Source organism: Brevibacillus sp. SIMBA_040, assembly GCF_046535075.1.
Taxonomy (GTDB): Bacteria; Bacillota; Bacilli; order Brevibacillales; family Brevibacillaceae; genus Brevibacillus.
This window is the reverse complement of sequence record NZ_JAWRXI010000007.1, coordinates 24,080-50,086: the sequence shown is the minus strand read 5'-3', so window position 1 is coordinate 50,086 and position 26,007 is coordinate 24,080. Positions and strand designations below refer to the sequence as shown.

At 46.4% G+C, this 26,007-nt stretch carries 25 protein-coding genes; 8 read left to right on the top strand and 17 right to left on the bottom strand.

What is annotated here, in order from left to right; translation table 11 throughout:
* Positions 1-102: 102 nt before the first annotated feature.
* The gene (locus tag SB752_RS13240; RefSeq protein ID WP_410716100.1) at positions 103-717 is read left to right on the top strand and encodes a HutD/Ves family protein; all 615 of its coding nucleotides are present in this window, start codon (positions 103-105) and stop codon (positions 715-717) included.
* Positions 718-768: 51 nt separating this feature from the next.
* On the opposite strand, the gene SB752_RS13235 is transcribed toward SB752_RS13240, so the two are convergent.
* The 7 genes from SB752_RS13235 to SB752_RS13205 all read right to left on the bottom strand — a co-directional run bounded on the left by SB752_RS13235 (position 769) and on the right by SB752_RS13205 (position 7,671).
* The gene (locus SB752_RS13235) at positions 769-1,395 is read right to left on the bottom strand and encodes a YcnI family copper-binding membrane protein (protein ID WP_410716099.1); all 627 of its coding nucleotides are present in this window, start codon (positions 1,393-1,395) and stop codon (positions 769-771) included.
* 14 nt (positions 1,396-1,409) lie between these two features.
* Positions 1,410-2,690, bottom strand: a complete 1,281-nt coding sequence (locus SB752_RS13230) for a copper resistance CopC/CopD family protein (protein ID WP_410716098.1) — start codon at positions 2,688-2,690, stop codon at positions 1,410-1,412.
* A gap of 152 nt (positions 2,691-2,842) precedes the next feature.
* Positions 2,843-3,895: an ABC transporter substrate-binding protein gene (locus tag SB752_RS13225; RefSeq protein WP_410716097.1), complete on the bottom strand. Its 1,053-nt coding sequence runs from the start codon at positions 3,893-3,895 to the stop codon at positions 2,843-2,845.
* A 21-nt stretch (positions 3,896-3,916) separates the two neighbouring features.
* Positions 3,917-4,708, bottom strand: coding sequence for an ABC transporter permease (locus SB752_RS13220; RefSeq protein WP_410716096.1), 792 nt, complete (start codon positions 4,706-4,708; stop codon positions 3,917-3,919).
* Positions 4,705-5,589 (bottom strand): ABC transporter permease, encoded by an 885-nt coding sequence (locus SB752_RS13215; protein ID WP_410716095.1) that lies wholly within the window; start codon positions 5,587-5,589, stop codon positions 4,705-4,707. Before SB752_RS13215 ends, SB752_RS13220 begins: the two co-directional genes overlap by 4 nt.
* Entirely contained in the window at positions 5,553-6,539 is a 987-nt protein-coding gene (locus tag SB752_RS13210) for an ABC transporter ATP-binding protein (RefSeq protein WP_410716094.1), read from the bottom strand. The genes SB752_RS13215 and SB752_RS13210 overlap by 37 nt, the downstream gene beginning before the upstream one ends.
* Before the next feature lie 187 nt (positions 6,540-6,726).
* The gene (locus tag SB752_RS13205) at positions 6,727-7,671 is read right to left on the bottom strand and encodes a DMT family transporter (RefSeq protein WP_410716093.1); all 945 of its coding nucleotides are present in this window, start codon (positions 7,669-7,671) and stop codon (positions 6,727-6,729) included.
* Between the two features lie 130 nt (positions 7,672-7,801).
* On the opposite strand from SB752_RS13205, the gene SB752_RS13200 reads away from it, so the two are divergent.
* Both SB752_RS13200 and SB752_RS13195 read left to right on the top strand, forming a co-directional pair.
* A complete protein-coding gene (locus SB752_RS13200) occupies positions 7,802-9,151 on the top strand; it encodes an aminotransferase-like domain-containing protein (protein ID WP_410716092.1) in 1,350 nt (449 codons plus the stop codon).
* Between the two features lie 159 nt (positions 9,152-9,310).
* Positions 9,311-10,504 (top strand): multidrug effflux MFS transporter, encoded by a 1,194-nt coding sequence (locus SB752_RS13195; protein ID WP_410716091.1) that lies wholly within the window; start codon positions 9,311-9,313, stop codon positions 10,502-10,504.
* Positions 10,505-10,672: 168 nt separating this feature from the next.
* Here SB752_RS13195 and SB752_RS13190 read toward each other — a convergent pair whose 3' ends face one another.
* Positions 10,673-11,578: a hypothetical protein gene (locus tag SB752_RS13190; protein WP_410716090.1), complete on the bottom strand. Its 906-nt coding sequence runs from the start codon at positions 11,576-11,578 to the stop codon at positions 10,673-10,675.
* A gap of 9 nt (positions 11,579-11,587) precedes the next feature.
* Positions 11,588-12,046, bottom strand: coding sequence for a GNAT family N-acetyltransferase (locus tag SB752_RS13185; protein ID WP_410716338.1), 459 nt, complete (start codon positions 12,044-12,046; stop codon positions 11,588-11,590).
* A gap of 223 nt (positions 12,047-12,269) precedes the next feature.
* Between SB752_RS13185 and SB752_RS13180 the strand changes: the two genes are divergently transcribed.
* A complete protein-coding gene (locus SB752_RS13180; RefSeq protein WP_410716089.1) occupies positions 12,270-12,812 on the top strand; it encodes a GNAT family N-acetyltransferase in 543 nt (180 codons plus the stop codon).
* A 74-nt stretch (positions 12,813-12,886) separates the two neighbouring features.
* Here the strand turns inward: SB752_RS13180 and SB752_RS13175 are convergent, their stop codons facing one another.
* On the bottom strand, positions 12,887-15,028 hold the full coding sequence (locus tag SB752_RS13175) for an ATP-dependent Clp protease ATP-binding subunit (protein WP_410716337.1): 2,142 nt from the start codon (positions 15,026-15,028) through the stop codon (positions 12,887-12,889).
* Positions 15,029-15,288: 260 nt separating this feature from the next.
* On the opposite strand from SB752_RS13175, the gene SB752_RS13170 reads away from it, so the two are divergent.
* On the top strand, positions 15,289-15,834 hold the full coding sequence (locus tag SB752_RS13170; protein WP_410716088.1) for a PadR family transcriptional regulator: 546 nt from the start codon (positions 15,289-15,291) through the stop codon (positions 15,832-15,834).
* A 91-nt stretch (positions 15,835-15,925) separates the two neighbouring features.
* On the opposite strand, the gene rbsK is transcribed toward SB752_RS13170, so the two are convergent.
* Positions 15,926-16,828, bottom strand: coding sequence for a ribokinase (gene rbsK / locus SB752_RS13165; protein WP_410716087.1), 903 nt, complete (start codon positions 16,826-16,828; stop codon positions 15,926-15,928).
* Between the two features lie 376 nt (positions 16,829-17,204).
* On the opposite strand from rbsK, the gene mle reads away from it, so the two are divergent.
* Positions 17,205-18,059 carry an alpha/beta fold macrolide esterase gene (gene mle / locus SB752_RS13160; RefSeq protein WP_410716336.1) on the top strand — a complete coding sequence of 285 codons (855 nt, stop codon included), beginning with the start codon at positions 17,205-17,207 and terminating at the stop codon, positions 18,057-18,059.
* Positions 18,060-18,175: 116 nt separating this feature from the next.
* On the opposite strand, the gene SB752_RS13155 is transcribed toward mle, so the two are convergent.
* The 4 genes from SB752_RS13155 to imm47 all read right to left on the bottom strand — a co-directional run bounded on the left by SB752_RS13155 (position 18,176) and on the right by imm47 (position 22,496).
* Positions 18,176-19,558 (bottom strand): M14 family zinc carboxypeptidase, encoded by a 1,383-nt coding sequence (locus SB752_RS13155; protein ID WP_410716086.1) that lies wholly within the window; start codon positions 19,556-19,558, stop codon positions 18,176-18,178.
* A 39-nt stretch (positions 19,559-19,597) separates the two neighbouring features.
* Positions 19,598-20,092, bottom strand: a complete 495-nt coding sequence (locus SB752_RS13150; RefSeq protein ID WP_410716085.1) for a GbsR/MarR family transcriptional regulator — start codon at positions 20,090-20,092, stop codon at positions 19,598-19,600.
* Between the two features lie 53 nt (positions 20,093-20,145).
* On the bottom strand, positions 20,146-21,387 hold the full coding sequence (locus tag SB752_RS13145) for an MFS transporter (protein WP_410716335.1): 1,242 nt from the start codon (positions 21,385-21,387) through the stop codon (positions 20,146-20,148).
* 308 nt (positions 21,388-21,695) lie between these two features.
* Complete coding sequence (gene imm47 / locus SB752_RS13140; RefSeq protein WP_410716084.1) at positions 21,696-22,496, bottom strand: Imm47 family immunity protein; 801 nt, start codon at positions 22,494-22,496, stop codon at positions 21,696-21,698.
* A 171-nt stretch (positions 22,497-22,667) separates the two neighbouring features.
* On the opposite strand from imm47, the gene nfi reads away from it, so the two are divergent.
* Complete coding sequence (gene nfi / locus SB752_RS13135) at positions 22,668-23,345, top strand: deoxyribonuclease V (protein WP_410716083.1); 678 nt, start codon at positions 22,668-22,670, stop codon at positions 23,343-23,345.
* A gap of 49 nt (positions 23,346-23,394) precedes the next feature.
* Complete coding sequence (locus tag SB752_RS13130; RefSeq protein ID WP_410716082.1) at positions 23,395-23,766, top strand: VOC family protein; 372 nt, start codon at positions 23,395-23,397, stop codon at positions 23,764-23,766.
* A 76-nt stretch (positions 23,767-23,842) separates the two neighbouring features.
* Here SB752_RS13130 and SB752_RS13125 read toward each other — a convergent pair whose 3' ends face one another.
* Both SB752_RS13125 and SB752_RS13120 read right to left on the bottom strand, forming a co-directional pair.
* Positions 23,843-24,622: an isocitrate lyase/PEP mutase family protein gene (locus tag SB752_RS13125; RefSeq protein ID WP_410716081.1), complete on the bottom strand. Its 780-nt coding sequence runs from the start codon at positions 24,620-24,622 to the stop codon at positions 23,843-23,845.
* Positions 24,623-24,636: 14 nt separating this feature from the next.
* Positions 24,637-25,881, bottom strand: a complete 1,245-nt coding sequence (locus SB752_RS13120; RefSeq protein WP_410716080.1) for an MDR family MFS transporter — start codon at positions 25,879-25,881, stop codon at positions 24,637-24,639.
* Between the last annotated feature and the right edge of the window lie 126 nt (positions 25,882-26,007).

Sequence of the window (26,007 nt, the reverse complement as noted above, 5' to 3'; positions counted from 1 at the left end):
CATTTTTTTATCTTTGCCGAACGTATTTGAAGCAGTACTATTAGAAGAAAGAGAATATCATCAGCGTTCAATTTGCGTTCGTTCGATAGAAAGGATACTACTATGACCTACTCCATTCACCTCAGCAGAAAAAGCGAACAGAAAACAAGTCAATGGTCGGGAGGCTCCACGACACAGCTCGCTATTTACCCAGAAGAAGCAGATTATAGTGATCGCCGCTTTGCATGGAGAATCAGCTCAGCAAAGGTTGAAGTTGAAGAATCATTATTTACTCCCCTGCCTGGCTTCTGGCGATTATTGATGATTATCGAGGGAGAGCTGTATATCGAGCACGAGGGCCAGCACAGCGTGACTTTGCAACCGTTTGAACAGGACAGCTTCAACGGGGGATGGACGACCCGAAGTAAAGGAAAGGTAAGAGATTTCAATCTCATGCTCGCAGAGGGATGCAGCGGCGAACTGCAAGCCATCCACGTCGCAGCAGGAATTCACCAAGAGCTGGTAGGAGTACGAGATAATGAAGAGCGTCATGTAGACGAAGCGTTTTACTGCGTAGATGGCTCTCTTACCTTACTTTTCGATGACGATACGGTCATACCTTTACAGGAAGGCGACTTTATGCTCATCAGCAAAATCAGCTCAGCAAAAACGATTACGATCTCCAACCAGACACAAGAAACAGCAACCCTCATCAGGACGTCCATTTTTTATAGCTAAAAGCAAAAAGCCGCGTAGATTCTTATTCTACACGGCTTTTCTCTCTTTCGATTACGCTTTCTTTCTAAACAGACCTACGATGGAAATGAGCAGTGCCAAGCCAGAGAGAACCAGTGGCAATGTGTTGCTTGTTCCCGCGCTATTTGCAGACTCTTGGGCTGGGGCAGTTGCTGGCGCTTGTGCCTCTCCGTGATCATGTCCCGCTTCCCCTACTCCTGCTTTCACCGTCGTAACAGAGGCTGGCGTTTTGGAATCCTTGTCTCCTGTCCACTCTACTACTTCACCGTCTGCATAGGTTTGGTATGCTTTCCAGGCAAGGCTTCCCTCTTCTTTTGGATTCGCACCTACGAAAGCGAATTCCATAAACTCATGCGCCTTGATCCCACCATCCGTCGCAGTCCATACTAAGGCTGTATTGCGTCCCTCTTTATCTTTTTCAAACTCGTAGCTCCAGCCCGGAATTGGCTGCACTGTGCTTACCTTTACACCCTCGGGAAACTCGAGCTTTACCTTTGTTGTGTTAACATCCTTTTCTACAGGAACACGAACCGTATATTTTTCATAAGCACCTGTCGCCGTCTCTTTCGGATACACATTCACATGGGCTTGTGCCGCAGTCGCCAAGGTCAATACCGCCCCTGCCACCAATACACTGCTCATCCATTTTGTCCATTTCATCGTAAAAACCCCTCCTAATATGAATCCGTTTGAATAGTTGTCTGTGCGCTTGTAGCTGTGGTCGGATAGCCTGTTTGGCTCATCCACAGCCCTGCCAAGATAGCGACGATGCCCAAAATAATTTCCCATCGCAAAAGAACTTTCTGCAAGCTATTTTCCTTGCGCCAACGCTTTGTTTGCCGATAAGCCAAGCCAAGCATTACAACGACACAAATTACTTTTCCGTACAGCAAATAGCTCCACGTAAGCGAGCTTTGCAAAACACTAGACAGATCCGTTTGCACCAGCAGCATCAAAACGCCAGTAACGACAGCCAGCACCGCTGCCATGGCAACCGTTCGTAAAAAGAATGCTTTAAACTCTTTCCTATCACGTTCTGCCTGTTTTCCTGCGAGCAGTAAATATACAAGGGCTCCCAGCCACAACGAAACCGTCAGGACGTGCAATAGCCGCAATACAATCGACAGCCATACAGGAGCGATTCCCCAGGCATGCCCGCCAAAGGCTTGTGCACTGACCAGCAGCACCCAAATCCCCACATACCAACCGCTAACCATGTTAGGAATCGAGAGCAGGAGCATAAGCACAAAAGAGATGATCAGCATGATTGCAAATGGCGACTGTGCAAGCAGCTTTCCGTCCATCTGCCACAAAGCCTGAGTCAAAGAAACAGAAGTCAGTGATTCATCGTATAAGAACCAAAGAAAGATGAGACCAACCAGCCCCAGCGCCCAACCAATCTGCCTGCCGATACCAAGCAGTTGGGCCGTCGAAGGTAATTCGTAGCGCTGCGCTCTCCACGCAACCACGTACAGCCCGCCGCCAAGCAGAATAATGCCTTGGGCCAAATAACGGTATATAATCAGGTAGCTATTGTCCGTTTTTTTGGCTGTAGAGGGCTCAAGAACGACTGCACTTTTTTGACCGATTGAAAAGGTTAACCGCTCCTCAACGGGATGTCCATCCTCCGATACGACCGATACGATTGCCGTATAGGTTCCTTCGGCCAATTCAGGTAACGCTACGTTCACCTGTGAAGCATCGCCAGGCTGCAAGCTCGGACGCGCCAAGCTCATTTCTTTGCCATCCCAATTGTACAATTTCATGGAGACCAGATCCGGCTCCAACGTTTCGGTAAATCGCATGGACAGCTGTCCAGGATTTGTTTGCAGTACCTCTCCGTCTTTTGGCGTGCTGCTCATTAATCCTGCATGGGCTTGAACAGAGGAATTCCCCGTTGCAAGCACCAGGAAAAAGGCTAGCCAAAGCAAGGTCAGGTATCGTTTCCACCTCATGACCACAAACCCACCTCCATCGCCTTTTCGTCCTTAATCCTATCATTAGTGTTTCTGAATCCATATGGCTCAACCGGGCTAATTGCTGTGACGATTTTTTGAAGCAAGTCAAAAAAAAACCGAGACTGGTATATCCAGCCTCGGCTCGTATTTTATCGGCCACTCTTCATTTCTGTCCAGTAGCGATCGTATTCCTGCAAAGTATCTCCCACGTCCACCAACCACTCTGCACGAGCGATATCAGCTTTGTCGAGGAAGATCATTTTGTTGGAACGGTATTCTTCGCTATGCAGCGGATACGCTTGCTCGTTCGGATTACTGTAGCCAATCGATTCGTAGTTTTTCACGCTGACTTCAGGGTCCATCAAATAGTTGATGAACTTCTCAGCCAAATCCTTGTGTTTGGCACCTTTTGGAATTGCCATCGTGTCAGCCCAAATTGTAGCGCCTTCTTTTGGAATGATGTATTCTACATCAGGATTTTGCGCTTGGATAAATGCAGCATCCCCGGACCACACTGTACCAATCCATGCTTCTTCGGCAATCATTTTTTGCTTGATGTTATCCGTATCAAATGCAACTACACCAGGAACTAGCTTTTTCAAGTCAGCAAACGATTTTTCCAGCTCTTCTTTTTTCGTGGAGCTGTTGGAGAAGCCATTTTTGATCAGGGACATGCCCATCACTTCACGGGGATCGTTCAGCATGATGACACGGCCTTTGTAGGCGTCATTCCACAGATCGTTCCAGCTCGTCGGCTGTTCTTTTACAAACTTTTTGTTGTACGCGATCCCTGTAATTCCCCATGTGTAAACAACAGAGTGCTTGTTATCAGGGTCGAATGGTGGTGTCTGGAACGTGGACACGATGTTTTTCATGTTTGGAATATTGTCTTTGTTCAAGTCTTCCAAAAGTCCCAGCTGAATCATTGTTGCTACCATGTAATCGGACGGCTGGATCAAATCATAGCCAGACGCACCTGCCTGGATTTTTGCCAGCATCTCTTCATTGCTGCCATACATGTCGTAGTTGACCTTCACATTGTACTTCTGCTCAAAGTCTTTGACTACATCCGGGTCAAAGTTATCTGCCCAGCTGTAAATGTTGAGCACCTGTGCTTCCTGCTCCGAAGAAGAGCAGCCAACTACGGAAAATGCGAGTACGGCGGTAATAGCGCCGATCATCAAGGACTTCATACGTTTCATCTTTCTCTCTCAACCTCCAACTCAATAAGTAATCGTTTTGGGATCCTTACGGCGGAACAGCTCGGCAATGATAACCAACAGCACCGTACTTACGATCAATAATGTCGAAAGTGCGTTTACTTCAGGTGAAACACCGCGCTTAACCAGTCCGTAAATATATAGCGGCAAGGTGGTCGAATTGGGACCAGCCACGAAAAACGAGATAATAAAATCATCCAGCGATAGTGTAAAGGACATCAGAAAGCCTGCGACAATGCCCGGCATAATCAGTGGCAATGTCACATGACGCAGCGTTTCCCACGGAGTCGCTCCGAGGTCCTGTGCGGCTTCCTCCAGCTCTTTGCCCATATCGGCCAACCGACCTGAGATAATCACCATCACGTATGGCATGCTGAACGTGACATGTGCCATAATCAGCGTCGCTTTTCCCAGCTCCATATGAATCTGGCTGAACAGAACCAAGAGGGCAAGTCCCATCATGATTTCTGGAATCACAATTGGCAAGTAAATCAGACCGTTGACGATGTTGCGCCATTTGAGCGAGTAATGCTTGATCGCCAGTGACGCTGCCGTACCGAGCACCGTTGCCAGTACACTGCTGATAACCCCGATCGTCATGCTGTTTGCCAGTGCCTGCATGACTTGTCTGTTATCAAAAAGCGAAACGTACCATTTCCAGGTAAAGCCGCTCCATACCGCATTGATTCGCGAATCGTTAAACGAGTAGAGCACCAAAATGGCAATCGGCAAATATAAAAAGACAAGCATCAGCCAGGAATAACCAGATAGTATGTGTCGACGTCTTGTGTTCATGCTGCCCCCTCCTTTGATTCGCTCGCTTTAGTTGCGCGGAAATAAAGGAGAATTAACAGCATGGACAGCAGCATCAGTACGATGGACAAAGCCGAACCAAACGGCCAGTCACGCGCTGATAAAAACTGGTTCTGAATGACGTTTCCAATCAAAGCTGACTTCGCTCCCCCCATCACATCAGGAACGACGAACATTCCGATGGAGGATACAAAGACGAGGATGGAGCCGGTCACGACCCCCGTTTTGGTCATCGGCAGCGTCACGTGCCAAAATGCTTTCCAAGGCGTTGCTCCCAAATCGTACGCGGCTTCCAGCTTGCGACGATCCATCTGCTCCAAAGAAACATAGATCGGCAGAACCATGAATGGCACCAGTGTATAGACCATCCCCAGCAGCACGGAGCCAGAATTGTACAGCAAAGGCAGTGGTTCAGAAATAATGCCCATCGATTGCAGCATCGTGTTGACGACACCTTGTGAGCGCAAAATAATGACCCATGCATAAGAGCGAACGAGAAAATTGATCCAAAACGGAATCATCACGAGCAGGAGCCAAATCTTTTGTTTGGATTGCTCGAGCCTTGAAATGTAATACGCCAATGGATAGCCGCTCAGTATGGACAAAAGGGTCGTCAGGATAGCAACTACCAGCGTGTCCCAAAAAATTTGCCCGTACAGCGGGTCCCAGATGCGAATGTAGTTGTTCAAGGTGAATTCATAGACAACTTGCCCGTACGTTCCTCTTTTTAAGAACGACAGGGCCGCGATCAAAAGCATGGGCAAGACGAAGAGCGCACCCATCCATACAATGGCCGGAAGCGCGAGAAGTTTCACAGGTTTCTTGTTTAACAAGGAAGAATCACCTCGTCCGTCTGTGCCCATCCAATGGCCACGTGATTATCCACCTGCCAGTCGAGACCGTCACCCGCATATTGATGCGCCATAACTGTCATATCAGTACCGTCAATCCGGATGTACAGCTTGCGCAGATTACCGAGGAACACTACATCCGTGATACGGCCTGTTTTCTTGTGCTTGTCCGTCTGTTCATCTGTTCGATATAGCTTGATCTTCTCCGGGCGAACAGCAGTGATCGTCCCACCATCTCGGAATATGTTGTTTTCGCCAATAAACGTAGCCACAAACAACGTCTGTGGGGTGTTGTAAATCTCGGCAGGAGAAGCAATCTGTTCGATCCGTCCTTTGTTCATGACCGCGATCCGATCCGACATCGCCATCGCTTCTTCCTGGTCATGCGTTACGTATATAAACGTGATGCCCAGATTTTTTTGCAGGTTTTTGAGTTCAAGCTGCAAGCTTTTCCGCAACTGGTAATCCAGTGCTCCCAACGGCTCGTCCAGCAGCAATACCCGCGGGTTGTTAATGATCGCACGCGCAATCGCCACCCGCTGTTGTTGTCCTCCAGATAGCTGCTTCGGTCTACGGCTGCGAAGCTCCGTCAATTGAACGTATTGCAGCACTTCTTCCAACCGTATCTTCTGCTCGGCTGTACTCACCTTTTTCATTTTCAAGCCAAACAAAATGTTTTGCTCCACCGTCATATGTGGAAACAAGGCGTATTGCTGGAACACCATGTTCATATCCCGCTGATACGGGGGGATGTGGCTAAGAGGCTTTTCGTCTAGGTATATTTCCCCAGAGGTTTGCTCTTCGAATCCAGCAATCATTCTGAGCAGCGTCGTTTTTCCACAGCCGCTTGGTCCAAGCAACGTCAAAAATTCCCCTTCTTCTATAGAGAGAGAAAGAGGGGGGACGACGACATGGCCGGCAAATTGCTTTTCAATTGTATCCAAATGAATAATCGTTTTCATTGCGTCATCTCACCAGTATGTCATTATACTCATAGTAATCTAGGTTACTATATCGTGTATGATTCATTTTGTAAACAGTTTCAGAGCCTCACCATTCAATTTTTTGTCGGATTTTCTGTGAGCCATCCTGTGAAAAAAAGAACAGGGCAGATGCATAACCATCCACCCCTTACTTGCTCATCACAGTTTACATTGTCGTTGATTTTGGAGCTGCTTTGCGCTTGAGTACAGACGTTTTTGCCCCCAAGAAATTCGTCCCGACCACCCCGAAAATAATCATCAGAGCCCCAATCAGATGATAGTAGGCAAGCTTTTCTCCTAAAAACAGGACACCCGCTGCAATCGTGACCAAGGTCGATAAATTATTGAACACGCTCATACGTGATGCTTCCATTTTCGATAAAGCAAAATTGGTTAATAGCGAAGTCACTAGTGAGGATAGTACCCCTAAATAGACGATCGATACGACAAACGGCGTTTGCGAAAAAGGTGCGAAATACGCTGAGAGACTGTCCTCTGCGATGTGCTGATATAACGCCATGGCATTAAAGGACAAAAACCCGATGATCGTCACCATATACGTGACGTCTATATAATGAAAGGACTTCGTCATTTTTTTCGCCAGGACACTATATCCTGCCATCGAAAGTGCAGACAAGAGGATCAATATCGTGCCCAGGCTGTTCCCTGTTGCTACGCTCATGCCCTTCATGGCAAAAATGTAAATGACGCCCGCAACGGACAACAGAGTTGCCAGCTTTTGTAGCCACGTCGAGTATTCCTTTAAAAAGTAGGTTGCCATCAGCATCGTAAAGATCGGAACGGTAGCTTGAATGATGCCTGCCTCCGAGGAGGACGTATAAACTAACCCAAACGTTTGCAGCGCGAAAAATAACGCCGGATAAAGCAAAGCAAGCGGGATTAGACGCAGAATATCCTTTGCCCTAATCGAAAGACGAACCCACCCGAATAATACAGGGATGGTTGCTGCTGCCAATGACATGGTAAAACGATGTGCCAAGGTATCTGTCGGAGTTGCGCTAGTCAGTGCTACCTTGACGAAAATAAACGACAGTCCAATGATGAGTGCATTGAGCAGAGCTGCCATTATCGCTTTTTGTTTATCTTGCATGGTTCTCATCTCTCCATTCGTATCACAGACGGCCGTCTTCTTACCTTCATAGTAATGGGGCCACACTCATGCTACAATGCAAATATACTCGATCTGTACCGGTACAAAATATATATTAGGAGAGTTAGCTGTGCATAAATATTTGCAGTTGCAAAATGAGCTGGAATCACTGATCGAGGGCATCACCTATCAGGAGGGAGACAAGCTCCCCTCTATCCGCGATCTAGCCAAACGGTATCAATGCAGCAAAAGCACAATCATCCGAACACTGGAAGAGCTGGAAAAACGGCACCTCATCTATTCCGTCCCCAAAAGCGGTTTTTATGTGGTCAAAAAACAGGGAGTGGCGTCACCTACAGGGGAACGTATTATCGACCTGGCAACCTCTGCCCCTGATCCGGATGTATTTCCGTATGTAGATTTCCAGCATTGCATCAACAAAGCGATCGAAACATACAAAAAGGATCTGTTCATCTACGGAACTGCCAAGGGACTTCCCTCTCTGATTCAAGTGATTACCAAGCATTTGGCAAACCATCAAGTGTTTGCAAATCCCCGAAACATTTTCATTACCTCCGGTGTTCAACAAGCGTTGTCGCTCCTCTGCACGATTCCTTTTCCCAACCGCAAGGAAAAAATCCTGATTGAACAGCCAGGATATCACCTGTTTATTGACTATTTGCTGGCACACAAGCTGCCCGTCATCGGCATCAAGCGCACGGCACAAGGGATCGATCTGCTAGAGCTGGAGCATCTTTTTCGCACGGAAGATATCAAATTTTTCTACACGATGCCCCGTTTTCACAGCCCGCTTGGGACGACGTACTCGCGAAGGGAAAAGCAACAAATCATGGAGCTGGCACAAAAGTATGATGTTTACATCGTCGAGGATGACCATATGGCTGATCTCGAACACGACAGCAAAGCTGATCCATTGTTTGCGTATGACCGCACTTCGCACACCATCTATTTAAAAAGCTATTCCAAGATCATTTTTCCCGGGTTGCGTCTGGGCATCGCAGTCATCCCCGATCTACTCACAGAAGCCTTTACGTTCCATAAGCGTCTTCAGGACATCGACAGCTCCATGCTCTCACAAGCCGCCTTGGAAATTTATCTAAAAAGCGGCATGTTCGAGCGCCATAAGCAAAAAATTCGAGACTCCTATCGGAAAAGAGCAGCTACCTTGAATGCAGCTCTCATCGAAAATAGAGAAAAAGCTGGCGAGCCGTATAGTTTTCAGCCTCCGAAATACCCGGGAATCCACACGCATATCGTGCTGGACAACCGTGTATCTGTGCCTCGACTAATCCAACAGCTCAAAAAGCGATCCATCCTGCTGGAGAGTGCAGACCCTCATTATTTGCCCAATTTCCCGCGTGAAAACATTCTCAAGCTCAACGTATCCAATGCCAAGGAGGAAGACATTCCGCAAGGCGTACAAGAGCTTGTCGATGCTTTATGCAAAATGAGGTTGTGATCGAATTGATTTTATTGCTATGATGTTGGAAACAATCCCCCTATTAGTAAAAAGGTGAAAAGTATGCTTTCCTTTACTCGACTATGTAAATGCAAACCCCCGATTCCGTAATTCCTCCTTACACTGATTGAGATTTTCAGCTTGTAGGGGGAATGAATTGTGGAAAGAAAAATCTCAACACCGTCGCTGTTACTTTTTATTATTCTTGTGGGCTTCCCGCAAATTAGTGAAACGATCTATACACCATCTTTGCCGGATATCGCCAGACAGCTCCAAGCGAGCGACAATGCGATCCAGCTGACTCTGAGCATTTACTTCCTCGGCTTCGCCTTTGGTGTTTTTTGCTGGGGACGGCTATCCGATTCCATAGGTCGACGCTCTGCCATGCTGTGGGGAATCCTCGTGTATGGCCTCGGCAGCATCGGGTGTTATTTGTCCGACTCGATTGAATGGTTATTACTGAGCCGCTTCATCCAGGCTTTTGGCGCGAGTACCGGTTCTGTTGTTACCCAAACGATTTTGCGCGAGAGTATCGATGGAGCCAAACGCCATGCGGTATTTGCTCAAATATCGGCAGCGCTAGCGTTCTCTCCAGCCATCGGGCCACTAATTGGCGGGTGGGTAGATCAATCACTTGGTTTTCGAGCGGTGTTCTTCAGCCTTGTTTTGATGAGCGTTGCGATATTTATGTACACGTTCACTTCGCTGCCAGAGACACGAGTGCCTAGTACTGCAAGCATTCGTACGGCTTCTGTAGCCAAGCGTCTGATTGCGGACAGGAGAGTATGGTCATTTGGTTTTCTGATCGGGGCAACCAATGGCATCCTGTTCAGTTACTATGCTGAGGCCCCGTTTATTTTCATTGAATTTTTCGGCATGACGCCTGGCTCATTTGGCTTTTTTGGTATTTTCGTAGCGTTGTCCTCTGTATTCGGTGCAATGCTCTCGAAGAAACTGTTAGCCAGCTTTGCGGCAGAGAAAATCATTCTGATCGGCGCTCTCGTGACGACGCTCGGCGCCTTATGTCTCACGGGTTTCACACTTACAGGAGTGAGCTCGTCCGCACTCTCGCTGGCTGTTATGGTTGCCTCTATCTTCATCCTTCTTCTGGGGATCGGGATTGCGATACCAAACTGCCTGAGCTTGGCACTTGTTCATTATGGCGATGTGCTCGGCACAGCAGGCGCTCTGTTTGGATTGGGCTACTATGTTGTTGTCAGCCTCATTACCAGTGGAATGAGCTATCTGCATAATGGATCGTTAGTGACCATGCCTCTTTATTTCCTCCTGCTGGCCTTTTTCATGGTGCTTGTCAGTAGAAGGCTGAACATGAGGGCTGAAGCGAAGATCTAAACAAATAAGGCAGTGGTAGTTCGGACAAGACAAAAAAGTCCGAGACTGCCGCTGCCTTTATTTAGCTTTTGAGCCCATTAACAGATTCATTCCAAATTTGGCGATTCCAGACTCCGCCCAAATCTTTTCGAGACGCTCTGCTACATTCTTTCAGGTTTACCCGGGCTGTCAATGCTCTTCTTTTTGTAGGTCAAAAAAATAATCCACTTGCTGCTCACAAGCGTGTGATCTCGCAGAGCCTGAGGAGGTCGCAGTCTCTTCCTGCATCTGCGGTCTTGTACAGGTGGTGATATAGTATCCTTTAATGGGGAGTTCATCGTTTGTAATCTCGATGATTTCCTCTTCCTGAATTCTATATTTTTTTGATTTTTTTACGGCGTAGGAGTTCATTTCTCCATCACTAATCAAGTAATTCCCTTCGTCTCCATTTGGGGCAGACAATTGCCTGACCTGCGCTTGGTCTAACACCTCAAAGAACCTCGCGGCAAAAACGGTACGATCAAATTGCCCCCACTGGTCGCCGACTTTTGTGCATTGAATCGAATATTCTTTCGTTTTTGCTAAGTAATCAACATCATAAAGAATGAATCCGTCCCCCGATCGGCTGACTACATTGTAGGACAGTCTTTCAATCTCCCCATCTTTTTGATACTGTGCTTGAAAGTTTTCCAGATGAGCACTCGGATCGATTTGCATATGATCCTTGATCGCCGTCCAATCGTTTGTAAATTGAACCTCGTAGATATTCGAGCTGGAGGCTGCTACCTCGCGCGGATACTCGTAGATGTACTCTTCCACGTATGGAACGATCAACTGTAACAGGTAAAATGCCAGCCCGAGATAAGCAGAATGCTGTTTTGCTTTGACATTCTTCGCTGGGCGAAAAAACAGGAGAAAAACAACGAAGCCTACAGGCAGCGCATATTCGTTCAAGCGAAAAGTAAAAGCACCCAAGAGGTAGTAACCAACAATTTTATAGCCGAGATTCGCTTCAGCCTCTTCTCGATTTCTGTAGATAAGGACGAACGCCACGATGACCAAACCTGTCAATATGATGACAAATAGCTGCTCCATTCCCATCACCTAGGTTAATTTTAACTCCAAATATTTGGTTCCTGCGATGGGATTAAAACGATATGGCTCAATTTCATAAAAACCTAGTGAACTGTAAAGAGAAATGGCCTGTTCCATTGTCGGAAGTGTATCTAGTCTGATATAGCGGTAGCCTCGATTCTTTGCTTCCTCAATAATCGATGAAGCCAGCCTTTTGCCGATTCCTTTTCCTTTAAAATCTGGCTTCACATATAGCCGTTTCATTTCACATACGTCTTCATCGATTTTTCGCAACGCGACACACCCCGCTACCTGCTCTTCGTACATGGCGAGCAATATACAGCCTTCCGGTGGGGCGTACTCCCCCGGCAAGCTTTGCAGCTCTATCGCGATATTTTGAAAGCTTAGGTCAATGCCTAATGAATCGACATATTCAGTGAAAAGCTCGTGTACCTGCTGGTATTGATTATCCTCTGTTACTCTCCACATGCTAAGCACGATAACACCCCCGACTTTTTTCTCTAGACATACTATTTTCTAAATTTCGTTAAAAATCCCTTCTATTGCTAACACTTCACCGATTCATTCGTCTTTTGTCACTCGTCCGAACGCCTTGTTAAAATTACCGTCATGGTTATTTCTAGCCTTGCAAACAATATTTCTTAGAGCAAACGATTGGTTGCTTCTCATAATGAGAGCGGGGGGAATGCTCATGGAATGGTATGACCGTTTGACTGAATACTTTCCAGAACATGAAATGAAAAAGATGGGTCAAATGCAAGCACTCATCAATGAAAAAGATATTTATCACAAAGTGGAAACAGATGATTTCCTGTTACTGTACGCAGAGTTCCCCACGTTTATTTTCATTGATTATCTTTTGGTTGATTCTGCAACAAGAGGAAAAGGAATGGGAACCAGCATCATCAATAAGCTCAAAGCTAAAGGAAAGGATATTTTGCTTGAGGTAGAACCGGTAGATCGCGATGATGAGGATACAGTGAAGAGGGTTCATTTTTATCGAAAAAATGGGTTTGTGAAGGCTGACAAAATACACTATCAATGGTCTGATGAAAACGGTGAGGAATATGAAATGAATATTTATTACTGGAGTCCTGATAACCACAAAGTACCCCAAGAAGTGATATTAAAAAAGATGATAAAAGCATGCCAAGAGATACACAACTTTCGTTTCACACAGTATTACGGGCGAATGGTTGCCAATCCGGAAGAAGTACTGCATTTGAAGCATTAATGATTGCTTATTACTTGGCATGAAGACACCCCTGAAGAAATCATTCAGGGGTGTCTATGCCTGTAGGCGAATCTTTATGCTTTCTTCACGCGAATGGAATCATCCTCTACTTCGATCATGATCGCACTCACATTTTCTTCATCAATCACCAGATCTGCAACGCCATCCTCTACGTATTGCTGAATCACACGACGCAGCGGACGTGCACCAAAAGATGGGTTGTAGCCCAGCTCAACCAGCTTTTCCTTCGCCTCATCGGTAATGCTCATTTCCATGCCTTGAACGTGAAGACTTGCCTTCACATCCTGCAGCAGGAGGTCAACGATTTTGACCAAATCCGCTTTTTCCAAATGGGTAAAGGAAATAATCGAGTCAAAGCGATTCAAAAACTCTGGTTTAAAGAATCCGGCGAGTGATTCCAGTACAGTTGCGACCTTTGGTGTTTTTGCTCCAAAGCCGACCTCGATTTTGCGTTCACTCACGCCTGCGTTGCTGGTAGCGATAATGACCGTTTCCTTGAAGCTTACTGTGCGTCCCTGGCTGTCAGTCAAACGACCATCCTCTAAAATTTGCAGGAACATGTGCTGAACGTCTCGATGAGCTTTTTCAATTTCGTCCAGCAAAATAATGCTGTAAGGATTTCGACGCACACGCTCGGTCAGCTGGCCAGCTTCTTCATGTCCAACATAACCTGGAGGCGAACCGATCAGCTTGGATACCGAATGCTTCTCCATGTACTCACTCATATCCAAGCGAATCATGGAATCTGGTGTGCCAAACAGCTCTTCTGCCAATGCTTTCGACAATTCGGTTTTCCCGACACCCGTAGGACCAACGAACAGGAAGGACGCAATCGGTCTGTTTTTTGGTTTCAGCCCGGCGCGGCTGCGACGAATCGCTTTGGCTACGGACGTTACCGCTTCAGACTGACCGATGACCTTGGTTTCCAGATGAGCCGCCAGATTTTTCATTTTCGCCTGCTCATCGCTTTGCAGCTTGCGAACAGGAATCCCTGTCTTCTGCTCAATCATTTCCTGAATGTCTGCTACTTCAACAGTAGAGCGCTGCTCAGCTTTGTCCAGCTGATCCATTTTTTCGAGAAGACCAGCTTCTTCATCGCGCAGACGGGCTGCACGTTCGTACTCTTCCTGCTGCGTAGCCTCGTTTTTCTCTTTTGCGATTTGTTGCAGACGCTCATGCAGCTCGGTCGTATCCTGTGTGGAAGAACGCAGATTCAAGCGGGAGCCAGCCTCATCCATCAGGTCAATCGCCTTATCTGGGAGAAAACGATCCTGGATGTAACGATGGGAATACTCTACACATGCACGAATCACATCATCCGAATAGGAGACATTATGAAAGGCTTCATATTTCGGACGCAGTCCCTTTAAAATCTCGATCGCCGCTTCTACACTTGGCTCTTTTACCATCACTGGCTGTAATCTGCGTTCCAGCGCTGCATCTTTTTCAATCACACGGTACTCTTTTAATGTTGTAGCGCCGATCAATTGCAGCTCGCCTCGAGCCAAAGCCGGTTTTAGAATGTTCCCTGCATCCATGGAGCCTTCTGCTGATCCTGCACCAACGAGGAGATGGATCTCATCGACAAACAGAATCACGTTTTTGCGCTTTTGCAGCTCGGCAATGACTTGCTTCACTTTTTCTTCGAATTGACCACGAATACCGGTGCCCGCTACAAGTGAAGCGACATCGAGAATATAGACCTGCTTGTTTTTCAGCTTGGCAGGAACCTGTCCCTCTATAATGCGCAAGGCTAGTCCTTCGGCAATCGCAGTCTTCCCTACCCCTGGCTCACCAATCAGAACCGGATTATTTTTATTGCGGCGGTTCAAAATTTCAATTACTCGCTCGATTTCCTGTTCGCGCCCAATGACGGGATCAATCAGGCCGGCGCGGGCTGCATCGTTCAAATTCCGTCCCAGGTCATCCAGGATGCCACCACGGTCAGGCGACTTCGCCTCTGTTTGTGGCTGAAAATCGGAATTTCCTTGAACCGATGCAGATTTCGCGAGGTTTTGAAAGAATTCGTCCAAACCAGAGAAGGATGAAAATGGACTGAAGCCCATACCGATCCCCATTTTGTTGCTCAGCTTAGCATTGCAATCACTACACAGATTGTATTTCTGTTGCTGATTTTGCAGCTTTATATGAACCGAAACCGTTGCTTGTCTTTGTTTGCAGATTTCACATTGCATCATTCATTACCCCCTACATGTTCTTTCGTTATAGTGGATACTTTCTATTGTTTAAGCGAAAGGCTAACCTTCATTTGACCATTTCTGACCTTCGCTGATTCCATTATAGTTTGACCTTCTTTGACTTTCAAGAGGAATTGCTTGGAATTAAAAAAAATCCTTTCGGAAAACCTATTTAGGTGGGACTTTACGCTATTGCCTCACTATGAATCCCTTCCTATAATGATGATGAGATAGATAAATGTCAGGGGGCTCTTCACTTGAATACACTTGCATATGGACTCCTTGGGCTGGTTGCCCGAACGCCAAGCTCTGGCTACGACTTGATGCTCCAGCTACAACCCTTTTGGCAGGCCAAGCACAGTCAGATTTATCCGCTGTTGGCCAAGCTCGAACAAGAAGGCTATTTGGAGTTCACGCGTGTCCATCAAACGGATCGGCCAGACAAGAAGGTATACTCCATCACCGAGAAAGGACAAATTGCGTTAAAGTTATGGCTTGGTCAACCAGCAGCAGAGCCGGTGGTGCGTGATGAGCTCGTGTTAAAAGCCTATTGTATGTGGCTCGCCGACGAGAAAATGGCGAATGCGATTTTTACAGAGCGCATGGACCATTGCAAAGAACAACTCCAAATGTATGAGGATTACATAGAGGAACTCTCAACAGACTGTGAAGGTGTCCCCGATCATCCGGACCATCCTTCCTTTGGTGACTACATCCTGCTCTCCTGGGGCGCGCGCCGGATGAAGGACGATATCAGCTGGTGCGAATGGGTAATGGATTTGCTGAAAAAACGCGCGAAATAAATGTGTTGTTTATAAACGACAAAAAAACGAGTCCTGGAACCTTTCTCCTGGACTCGTTTTGCTATTGCTTTGCTGCTGTAATGCTTTGTTTTTAGAGAGAATGTGCTTCTACTTCTTCTATCGTGGGAAGAGAGGGTTGTGCGCCTTCCTTTGTTACGACCAATGCTGCCACTTTGCTGGCGAACCTCGCTGCTTCCTCTTCGGACATTCCTTTGGTAATTCCGACAGCAAATGCAGCTGTAAAGGAATCGCCTGCTGCGGTGGTATCCACCGGTTCCACGGGGTAAGCAGGAATTTGCGTTGCCTTGTCTGCCGTCACAAGCAACGCTCCCTTTTCCCCCATCGTTACGATTGCCCGTTTCGGGCCGCTCTCCAGCAATTTGCGGGCTGCTGCCTGTACTTCCTCCACCGTAGTTACTGGCATTCCAGTTAAAATCTCGAGTTCTGTTTCATTTGGCGTAACTGTATGAACGGCGCTCAGTAGCTCACTCGGCAGCTCGCATGCTGGAGCCGGGTTTAACATGACGAGCTTGCCCATTTCAGTGGCGCGCTTGGCTACATGCAAAACGCCAGCAAGCGGGATTTCCAGCTGGAGCAAAATCACGTCGCTTTGCTCCAAGAACGCGATGTTTTGTTCAATATGCTCCACACTTACCAGTGCATTCGCGCCAGGTACCAGCACGATGTTATTTTCGCCGTCATCACTGACATTGATAAAGGCCATGCCCGTGGTTCCCTCTCTTGATACGCCTTCTACATGAACTTTGGAATCCGACATGCCAGAAAGTAAAATCGATCCATTCTCGTCTGTACCGACCATGCCTACCATAGAAACATATGCGCCTAAACGCGCTGCGGCAACCGCCTGATTCGCTCCCTTTCCCCCCGGAATCAGTTGAAAGGAATGGCTCGATATCGTCTCGCCTGCTTTTGGCAGATGATGCACATGGGTGACGAGATCCATGTTGATGCTTCCGACTACTACGATTTTCACGATACGCTACCTCCCTCTTCTTTTTCTTCTCTATACACAAACCTCTTTGCCTATGTAGAATTTGTTCTTTTTTGCACGGCTTCTTTCCTGTTGAAATCAGCCAGATGCCCTGTGGTACCCAATCGTTAATGATAACATCGACAGATTTGTCTTTCAATAAACCATACGAACTCGTCCCGTGTTATAATCGAAAGCGAGGGAGCATCCCTCATTCATTTTTGTAAAGGAGCTGTTCGGGCATGATTATCAAGTTCATTCGTTTGCGCTAATCAAAAGGTTGTTCATTCTTGCTCACTTTTTTTCCAATAAAACGAGTGGGTTTATTTGAATGTGCTCTTTTGTATACACGCAAATGGAATGAAATGGGGAGATCATGATGAGAGAACAGATTCATACCATCAATGGAGTTGAAATTTGCAGCGAGGCTTTTGGTAACCCGGCGAATCCCGCTATTTTGCTGATCATGGGGGCTACGTGCTCCATGGTTTATTGGGATGAAGATTTTTGCCAGCGTTTGGCGGACACCGGAAGATATGTGATTCGCTTCGATAATCGAGATGTTGGCCGCTCTGTGACGTATAAGCCAGGGACCTCTCATTATACCGTGGCTGATATGGCTGATGATGCTGTTGGCGTTCTCGATGCCTACGGGATTGCTCAAGCCCACATCGTAGGCATGTCGCTAGGCGGTATGATTGGGCAGGTCATCGCCATCAAGCATCCAGATAGAATACTGACTATGACCCTGATCGCTTCCAGCTTTTTCGGCTCGGAAGACAATACAAGGAATTTGCCGCCGATGGATGAACGAATTCTTGCCTTTCATGCAAATGCAGGCACGCTGGATTGGTCCAATGACGAGGCGGTTGCCCACTACCTGGTTTCAGGCTCTCGTTTGCTTTGCGGCTCCAAGCGGCAATTTGATGAAAAGCGCGTATACAAGCAGGTCACAACAGAAATCAAGCGAGCCAACCAATTGCTCAGCATGTTCAATCATGCCCTACTCACTGGCGATGATTTTTATGAAGACAAAATAAATGAAATTCTCGTTCCGACACTCGTAATTCACGGAACAGATGATCAGGTGCTTCCCTATGCGCATGGCCTTGCGCTGGCAGAGGAGATACCACATGCCACCCTGCTTACTCTTGAAGGGACGGGACATGAAATCCACAGCGATGATTGGGATCAGATTATTGCTGCGATCTACACACTTACGCTTCATTCGTAATTAGCAAATTACCCGAAGCCGACTGCCATCTGCAGCCGGCTTCTCCCTTATATGTTCATAATGGGTATTTGATTCATCAGGCTTCTTTTCATCTTGCTTGTACTATAATCGATCGTTCAATCCCTCAATCTGCGCGAGGCTACGATCAAACCGCTCTCGACTTGAATCTGCACCAGCTTTTGAATAGGAACAACCGTGTAATCGAGTTCTTCCTCCAGCTTTTCACAGCTTTCTTTTAAATACTCCGCTGCCCGGCTTCGCGCGTCCTCCAGATCAATCAGCGCTTGGTTATCGGCGTTGTCTTCCTTTTTCAACCGCTCCATCTCGTACTCCGCCCCACGAGCGACCAGCCCCGCCAATAGGCTGTTGTAGAACCTTGCGATGACAGTATTGTCCAAGACTTCTGAAACTTTCGCAGGAAGCTCGAATTCTGGTGCTTCCGCCCATTTTCGTTTTGCATCTTCTGATGATTTCCCGTATGTAATCATCTGTTCTACCAGAATGACAAACGGATTTTCGGGCACGATGTACTTCCGAATACCCGATAAGAAATCTTCCATTTTGGCAAAATGCTTCTGATTGATTTCGATGTTGTTCTCGATTGCTACTCGTCTCGAGATCGTACTGTCACTCATATCCTGAACCCGTGCATCGAAGAAATACGGCAGCTCTGTCAAAAGCGTCACGCAGTCGTTTTTCTTGAGCGCATAGTCTGAGCTGCTGGTCCCGCATTGGATGAGCGACTCTGGTGCCACATTCGAATATTTCTCCAGATAGTCGTACTCTTCTGCTGCTCCGGTCATTTTATAAATCGCTTCCGATAATTTCGTGCAAGATGGGGTTTCCGGCTCACCCAAGTGCAAAGCCACACCATGCTTGACCGCAGTTGCACGCAGCTCCTCGTAAATATCCTCGTACTCATGGGTAATGTACCAAAAAGCGCCACCGAAGCCTGCGTTGTGCAACGAATAAAGAAACTCCGGCTTTGTCTCATCGATGACTTTCATGATCGCCTGTGTTTCCGGCATCGGATCGTTAAAATTCAAGTTTTTGTAGTTAATCGGGAATGTCCACTCCACCTGATGGACACTTCCTGGTCGGTAGAAGTTTTTGATGTAGTTGTAAATGTTGTAAGGCCCTTTAAACCAGCCCTCATTCAATTTGGTCCCGTCTGGGTCTACACATTTGATCATGTACCAGGTATAGCCAGATTCTTTGCGAAACTCCCCATCCTCAGCCAAAGCCCTCGACAAATATTCCAGTGTCATCGCTCCGATAGGCTCATTCGGATGGGGAAGGGCAAAGAGAAGCGCATTTTTCGCCCCGTCTCCTATTTTCAGCCCCAGGATCGGGTGACCAGCTCTGGACTTTCCGGCTTCAAAAAGCGTCACAACATCCGGGTATTCACTCGCCAGCTGCCGCGTGCTGGCATCCAGTTCATCAACCGTCAGAAAGGTTTCGTAAGCGGGGACATTTTCAATAATCCTGCTGATGTTCATTCAAAAATCCTCCTCTACTTAACCAATTGCTTATTGGTCTTATTTAATGGTCTTGGTCTCACTTTTTTCAGAACGTAAGTCTGTTAAGAATTGTTCATATTTTTCTATGAAAAAATCTGCTGCTTCAATCGTTTCTTTAAATCTTTGATTAACGACCTCATCATCTTTCACCAATTCCCGGTATTTTTTGAATATTGCTTGTCTGGAAATGATCTCCGCTAACAACTGGTTCACTTCTTTTTCAAGGGAATCAGAAGGCAAGATGTAATAGTTCATACGATCACCAATAAGCGTCTTTTTTTCTACAATCCCAACCTGAATGAGTAAGTTTACATTAGTAGAAACCGCGCCTAGGCTTATTTGAAGGGTCGACGCTATTTGTTGAGAAGACAACGGGCCGTTTGTTACCATGAGAAGTCCCATAATACGCCCAGCGACTCTTGGAAGATTTTGGCGCTCATAGTCTAAACCGATTTCTTCGATAAATGTTAGAATTTCGGGGGTAATATTACTCAATGTAGATGCTCCTTCCATTAACCATGTCTTCCTTCAATTATTTAGCAAGTTGTATGTTTGTGCTACGATATTCACTTAAAATGCAGTGATTTTTTATCTGCGTTCAGCTCGTTTGGTCTTTCCCTAACCCACAACGAAATGACTACCGCCAGCATCGCGCCTAAAACCAGAAAACCAAATCCGAATTGAAAAGAAAACGCATTGATAATCCACCCCATAGCGATTGGCGTAAGCATGTTGGCTAATTTGCCTCCAAATAAAAGCACACCGCTTCCGATTCCCAAAACATTCGGGGGAATAACTCGCATCGTTAATCCGATGACTGGTTGTGTAGTAAGGGAGAGGAAAAAAAAGGCGACTGATTCGTAAAATACAAATTGGGGTACAGTCGATGCCGTTAGCATCAACGAAAGAAAAATGGCTGAAACAAGCAAAGAAGGTACTACCATACTGCGAAATTTCTTGCTAAAGTAACGATCAAATAACCGTCCGCCCAAAAGGCTACCGATTGCCCCAATAAAAAGGGGCAGCGACGTAGCTATACCCACCTCAGTTAACTCGAGACCTTTCTCAGTTGATAAGTAGGTAGGTATCCAGGTGAAAACTCCAATATTTACGATATTAAGTCCAAACATGATCCCTGTTAATTTCCAAATGTATGTATTGCGTAGGACATCACCCATTCTCATTTCCGTACCTACACTGCTTACTTGTCCTTTTTCTTTTGCCGTTTTTATTGGTTGCGATGATGCATCGGTATGCAGAGGTCTCGGCAAGAAAAATGAGATGATTAGTGCGATGATTAGACCAAAACCAGCAGCTACGTAGGTGGTCTTGTTCCAACCCATCATAACTATCATTGAACCGACAATCAACGGAGCGATCGCTCCACCGAACAATTCAGCTGAAAAGACGAAAGCATTTGTTGTCGTACGAACTTCTACTGGAGTTCGTTCCGCAATTGCTTTCATGGTAGCCGGAGTTAAAGGGGCTTCTATAACCCCAAGCAAGCATCGTATAACGAGCAGAATGGCTAACCCGGTTACCACTCCAGTGAAAGCAGTTAGTATAGCCCACAAAACTAATCCAATTGTAATGATACGCTTTGAACCTACCTTATCAGCTATCATGCCACCAGGGATAGTAAAGATAGCATTACCAAGGAAGTATGCGCTTACAATTGTTCCCTGCTCCACAGCGTTGAGTTGTAGTTCCTCTGAGATCAGTGGTAGGGCCATAATAATTACAAAGGAACCAATGACCGATACGAACACCGAAAAAAATAAGATAATGGCACTGATTGGAGTAGACATTTTCACGGCGTATTCCTCACTTTACAGGTGTTGTACAACCATTTAATATCTTCTGATAATTTTGTATTGATACTTTGAGTTACTCCCCCTCCTCACCACTTCATCAACACTCCCATTTGTTTAAGCTTTTTCTTTCTGTGCTACTAATAGTATTACGTTTAGGTATTTTAGTAAATACTAAAATTAAACAAAATTCAAAAATATATGAAACATAAACCTAACCAACTGATTTGATCGTATCTTTTGGTATAACAATAAAAAGCGGATCCCCAAAAATCTTGGGTCCGCTTTTTTCATTTTTGAAACTACTATGTCAGTAGCTGATGACCGTAAAAGTACTTACTCCCCTTCTCCCATTTTTTCGTAGCCAGCTGATCGACATAGCTGATAAAGCTTTTATAATTGCTTGCGCCAATGATCGTGTCGTATTCACCAGGTACTTTTACTCCAGACCATATGGACAACAGCGATGGAATTACTTCCATACGAAGCGGCTCTTCGTTATTGGCCGCAAGAAAAACTCTTTGGACCAATGTCTTGGTCATATCTCCAGGAAAAGCAGGCATCTGATCAAAATAATACGTTTCGATGTCACCCTCGTCACAGAAATCAAAGTAGCTTTGCGCAATTTGCTCGATCGTCGCTTCTTTGCCCCAGTCGTTTTCAAAATCAACAAAGAAACGAATAGAATTCCGAATGATTGCGGAAATAGAAGGATGATCATCCCATTCATCCAGCAGCGCCAGCAGGTACGGTACGACTTCCAGTGAAAGTGAAGTAGGTGCAGCCCATGCAAATGCTCTGACGGTATGCTCGGATGCATCCTGTAAAAATGTCAAATGGTGCGTCTCTCTGATAGCATCATGTGTGCAAACCGAAAAGAATACGCGTATACATAGCTCCAGGATTTCCTCATCCTTAGTATGATTCATGAGCTGTATGAGGAGTGGCTTCTGAGTAAAGTCTCCTGCTTTATATAATTCTATCAAATGAAATAATATATCTTCTTCTGTGGTTGCCCCTGCGAGCTGTATAGTTAGATCAGAAACAGTGGACATAGGCACTTCTCCAAACCAGCTGCTCTGCAATCTACTTTTTACATCTGCCAAGCTTCTACTCCTCCTCTACTGTTATGCTCGGTGCTCGATTGTAATGATTCCTATCCTGATTTCCTATTCATAGTACCAAGTTTCACTCCATCCGTCCCCTTATTATGGCAATGTTCTGGTACAATAAGGAAGCGCCACACGCAAATTTTTGACCGAAAAGGTGAGCAGCTCATGGAGCCAATCGTGCGTCATCGCTGGGATTTAAATGAAACGGAAGCAATCCACACCCAACAGACCCTATCCAAAAACGTAATCACAGAAGATCAATTCACAACCATCAATTATATAGCTGGCGTAGATGTGGCGTATTCCACACAGGATGACGTCTTAATCGCAGCAATCCTCATACTCGATGCCCACTCTTTGAACGTAGTGGAATCCGTAGCAGTTGAAGACACGGTTCACTTCCCGTACATACCAGGCTTGTTCTCTTTTCGAGAGCTGCCCCCGATCATCAAGGCATTTAAGCAGGTGACCGCTCCCCCAGACCTGATTGTCTGTGACGGGCAAGGCATCGCTCATCCCAGAAGGTTTGGATTAGCAAGCCATTTAGGTGTTCTGTTCGATATCCCTACCATCGGCTGCGGCAAAACGAGATTGCTAGGAGAGTATACAGAGCCTGACCAAAAAAGAGGGGCAGTCTCCCCACTGATAGACAAAGGGGAAGTAATCGGAGGCGTATTACGAACACAATCCAATACGAAGCCGATCTACGTGTCAATCGGTCATCGCATTGGCTTGCAAACAGCTTGCGAATGGATAGTAAAGCTCTCGCCAAAGTATCGTCTTCCAGAAACGACCAGGCTCGCTGATCAGCTTGTGAATAAAACCATTCGTCGGCGTGTCTAATCGTGTCTATAGCCAAATCGTTGATAGAGAATAAAGGAGGAGATCGGTCTTGTCTCAGCTCGAAGCATTACTTCACGTACAAATCCCTGTCAAAAATCTGAACGAAGCTATCTCGTGGTATTGTGATCATTTAGGTTTTTCTTTGCAAGCACAGTTTGATAAATCGGCTTTTCTCGCCTTGCCTGCAGGACCCACTCTGATGCTTTGGGAAACAGCTGACAAAACCTCTTCCACCTTTACCGTCAACAATCAGCCCATGCCTGTTTGCCTGTACACAACTGCTGATATTCATTCCTTGCACGATCACCTGCAAGCCCAAAAGGTTATGATTACGCATTATCAAAACGATGGCTTTGGCTGGGTTCTGAAGTTTTTTGACCCCAGTGGGAACATGCTGGGCGTCATTCAGAAAAATGAATAGGCTTACAGTACACAAAAAAAGGCAAAGGTACATGATTCCCACTGTAGCATGCACCTTTGCCCACTATCTTCTTCCACTAATTTGCTGTCGCCTCATACAAGGAGGAGCTGTCTTTCATCTCTACCATTCTTGTAGCGCTCTTGCTGGCATAGCTGGCGACTTGATCATAAAAGTCATTTCCGATGCTGAAGCGCTTCACACCCAGTGCAGCGAGCTTTTTCGCATCAGTCAAGCCAGGCAACGACAATATATTCAAGGGGGCATTGACTTGCTGTGCGATCGCACGAATCTCCCCCTCCTCCGCAAGTCCAGGAACGAATATTCCACTCGCGCCGCTGTCTACATAAGCTTGGCCCCGCTCAAGCGTTTCCGCAAAAGGAGATTCTGTTCGAAAATACGTATCGATCCGCGCATTGATATAGAAGTCGGCGAATCCATGACGGTCTAAAGCCGTTCTCATTTTTTGCAAAAGCTGTGCGTGATCTCCCACCTCTTTTAATCCTGGTTTACGCTTGAATGAATCCTCAATATTGATCCCGGCTACTCCCAAATCTGCTGTACGCAGTACATTATCGACAATCGTCTGATCCTCTTCTCCATAACCCGCCTCAATGTCTGCGGAAACCGGAATCTGGACATGATCTACAATCATTTTGATAATCGTCAGATGCAGTCCTAAATCAATGTTTTCTCCATCCGCAAAGCCCAGGGAAGCCGCTACACCCCAGCTTGTCGTGCCAATCGCAAGAAAGCCGCTCTCCTCCAATGACCGTGCGGATAAAACGTCCCAGGCATTGCCCAAAAACAAAAGCTCATCCGTTTCATGAAGTGCGCAAAACTGCTTGATTTTATTCATAATGACTCCCCTTCTCAAATGATGGCCTGTGCTGTCTTTTCACAGCCGCTATTTTGTTTTTGTCTTTGTTCCCAAATATGTTGTCCTCGCTGATAAAACGGAAAGGCGATAAAGGTCAGCAGCATGAGAATACCGAAAATGATCGGGCCTTGGTCAAATCCTAATTGCCCCAGCAAGATACCGCCGATCCATGCACACACACTTTGCCCAATAAAAGCAAATCCACTTGCCCCGTAATACGCTCCGCGCAAATGCCCAGGTGCAATCTCCCCAATAAGGACGTCACCTATGACAAAGCACAAGATTTCCCCAATCGTAAACACGACCATCGAGCAGGCGAGCATAAACAAATTGTCAAAAATTCCGAAGCCGAACAGTCCCAAACCAAAGAAGAGACAGCCGATCTTCAATGCTGCGAGCGACGAAAAGCGCTTCATCAGCTTGGCCAATGGATACTGAAAAACGAGAACAGCCAGTGTATTGATGACAAACAGAAAGGAATACGCCTCTACCCGATCATGCCCGATGTATTGAGACAGTGTCGTATCCAGATGGGAATACGCTCCCGCCACGAAAATATTGCCGAGCAAAAAATAGAGAAAAACTTTATCGGTAAAAACAATTCGCGCCATCTTATTGATCGAAACAACAGCTGACTTTTCCTTCTCCTCAAGCTTGAACAAGAGCATGAGCACCACGAGCAGAATGGCATAGAGAGCAAAAATAGCCGCACTTACCATAAACGGCAGCAGCGAGGAGGAACCGCCTGCGCCAAGCTTCAGTCCAATCAACGGACCGATTGCCCCACCCATATTGATGGCAAAATATCTGGCATTAAAAGCATCCGTACGCCGATCCGCTGGCGTCACATCAGCGAGCAATGCCCGCGCTGTCGGTTCAAACACATTGCGGAAAAGACCATTTAAAGCGCTGAGCACGAAGAAAATCCACGTCTCACTGGCAAAAGCAAATCCAACCAGTACAAAGCTCCATGCCCCCATCGCGGCGATCATGATGGGATACCGGCCCAATCGGTCAGATAGTGCCCCGCCAGCAAAGCTGCTCACGGTTCCGACCAGCAAGCTCATGGCTAAAATCGCACCCACTGTCGCTGGATCAATACCTTTTTCTTTCCCTAAATAAATCCCCAAAAACGGCAGGGTCATAAAAAAGCCAGTTCGCGACAAAAAGGTTCCAATGATGACTCCCCATGCGACCGGATGAAACTGTGCCTTGCGAAACAACGCTTTGAAAAACATGCGATCCTCTCCATTCGTATCCCGCTCATTCTCTATTTGTTAACCTCGCGTTATCTTCAGTATATCTATCTAAAAAAGGGTAAAAAGGGTATGATTTGAATGAATTGCATCACCTTTTAGAGAAGA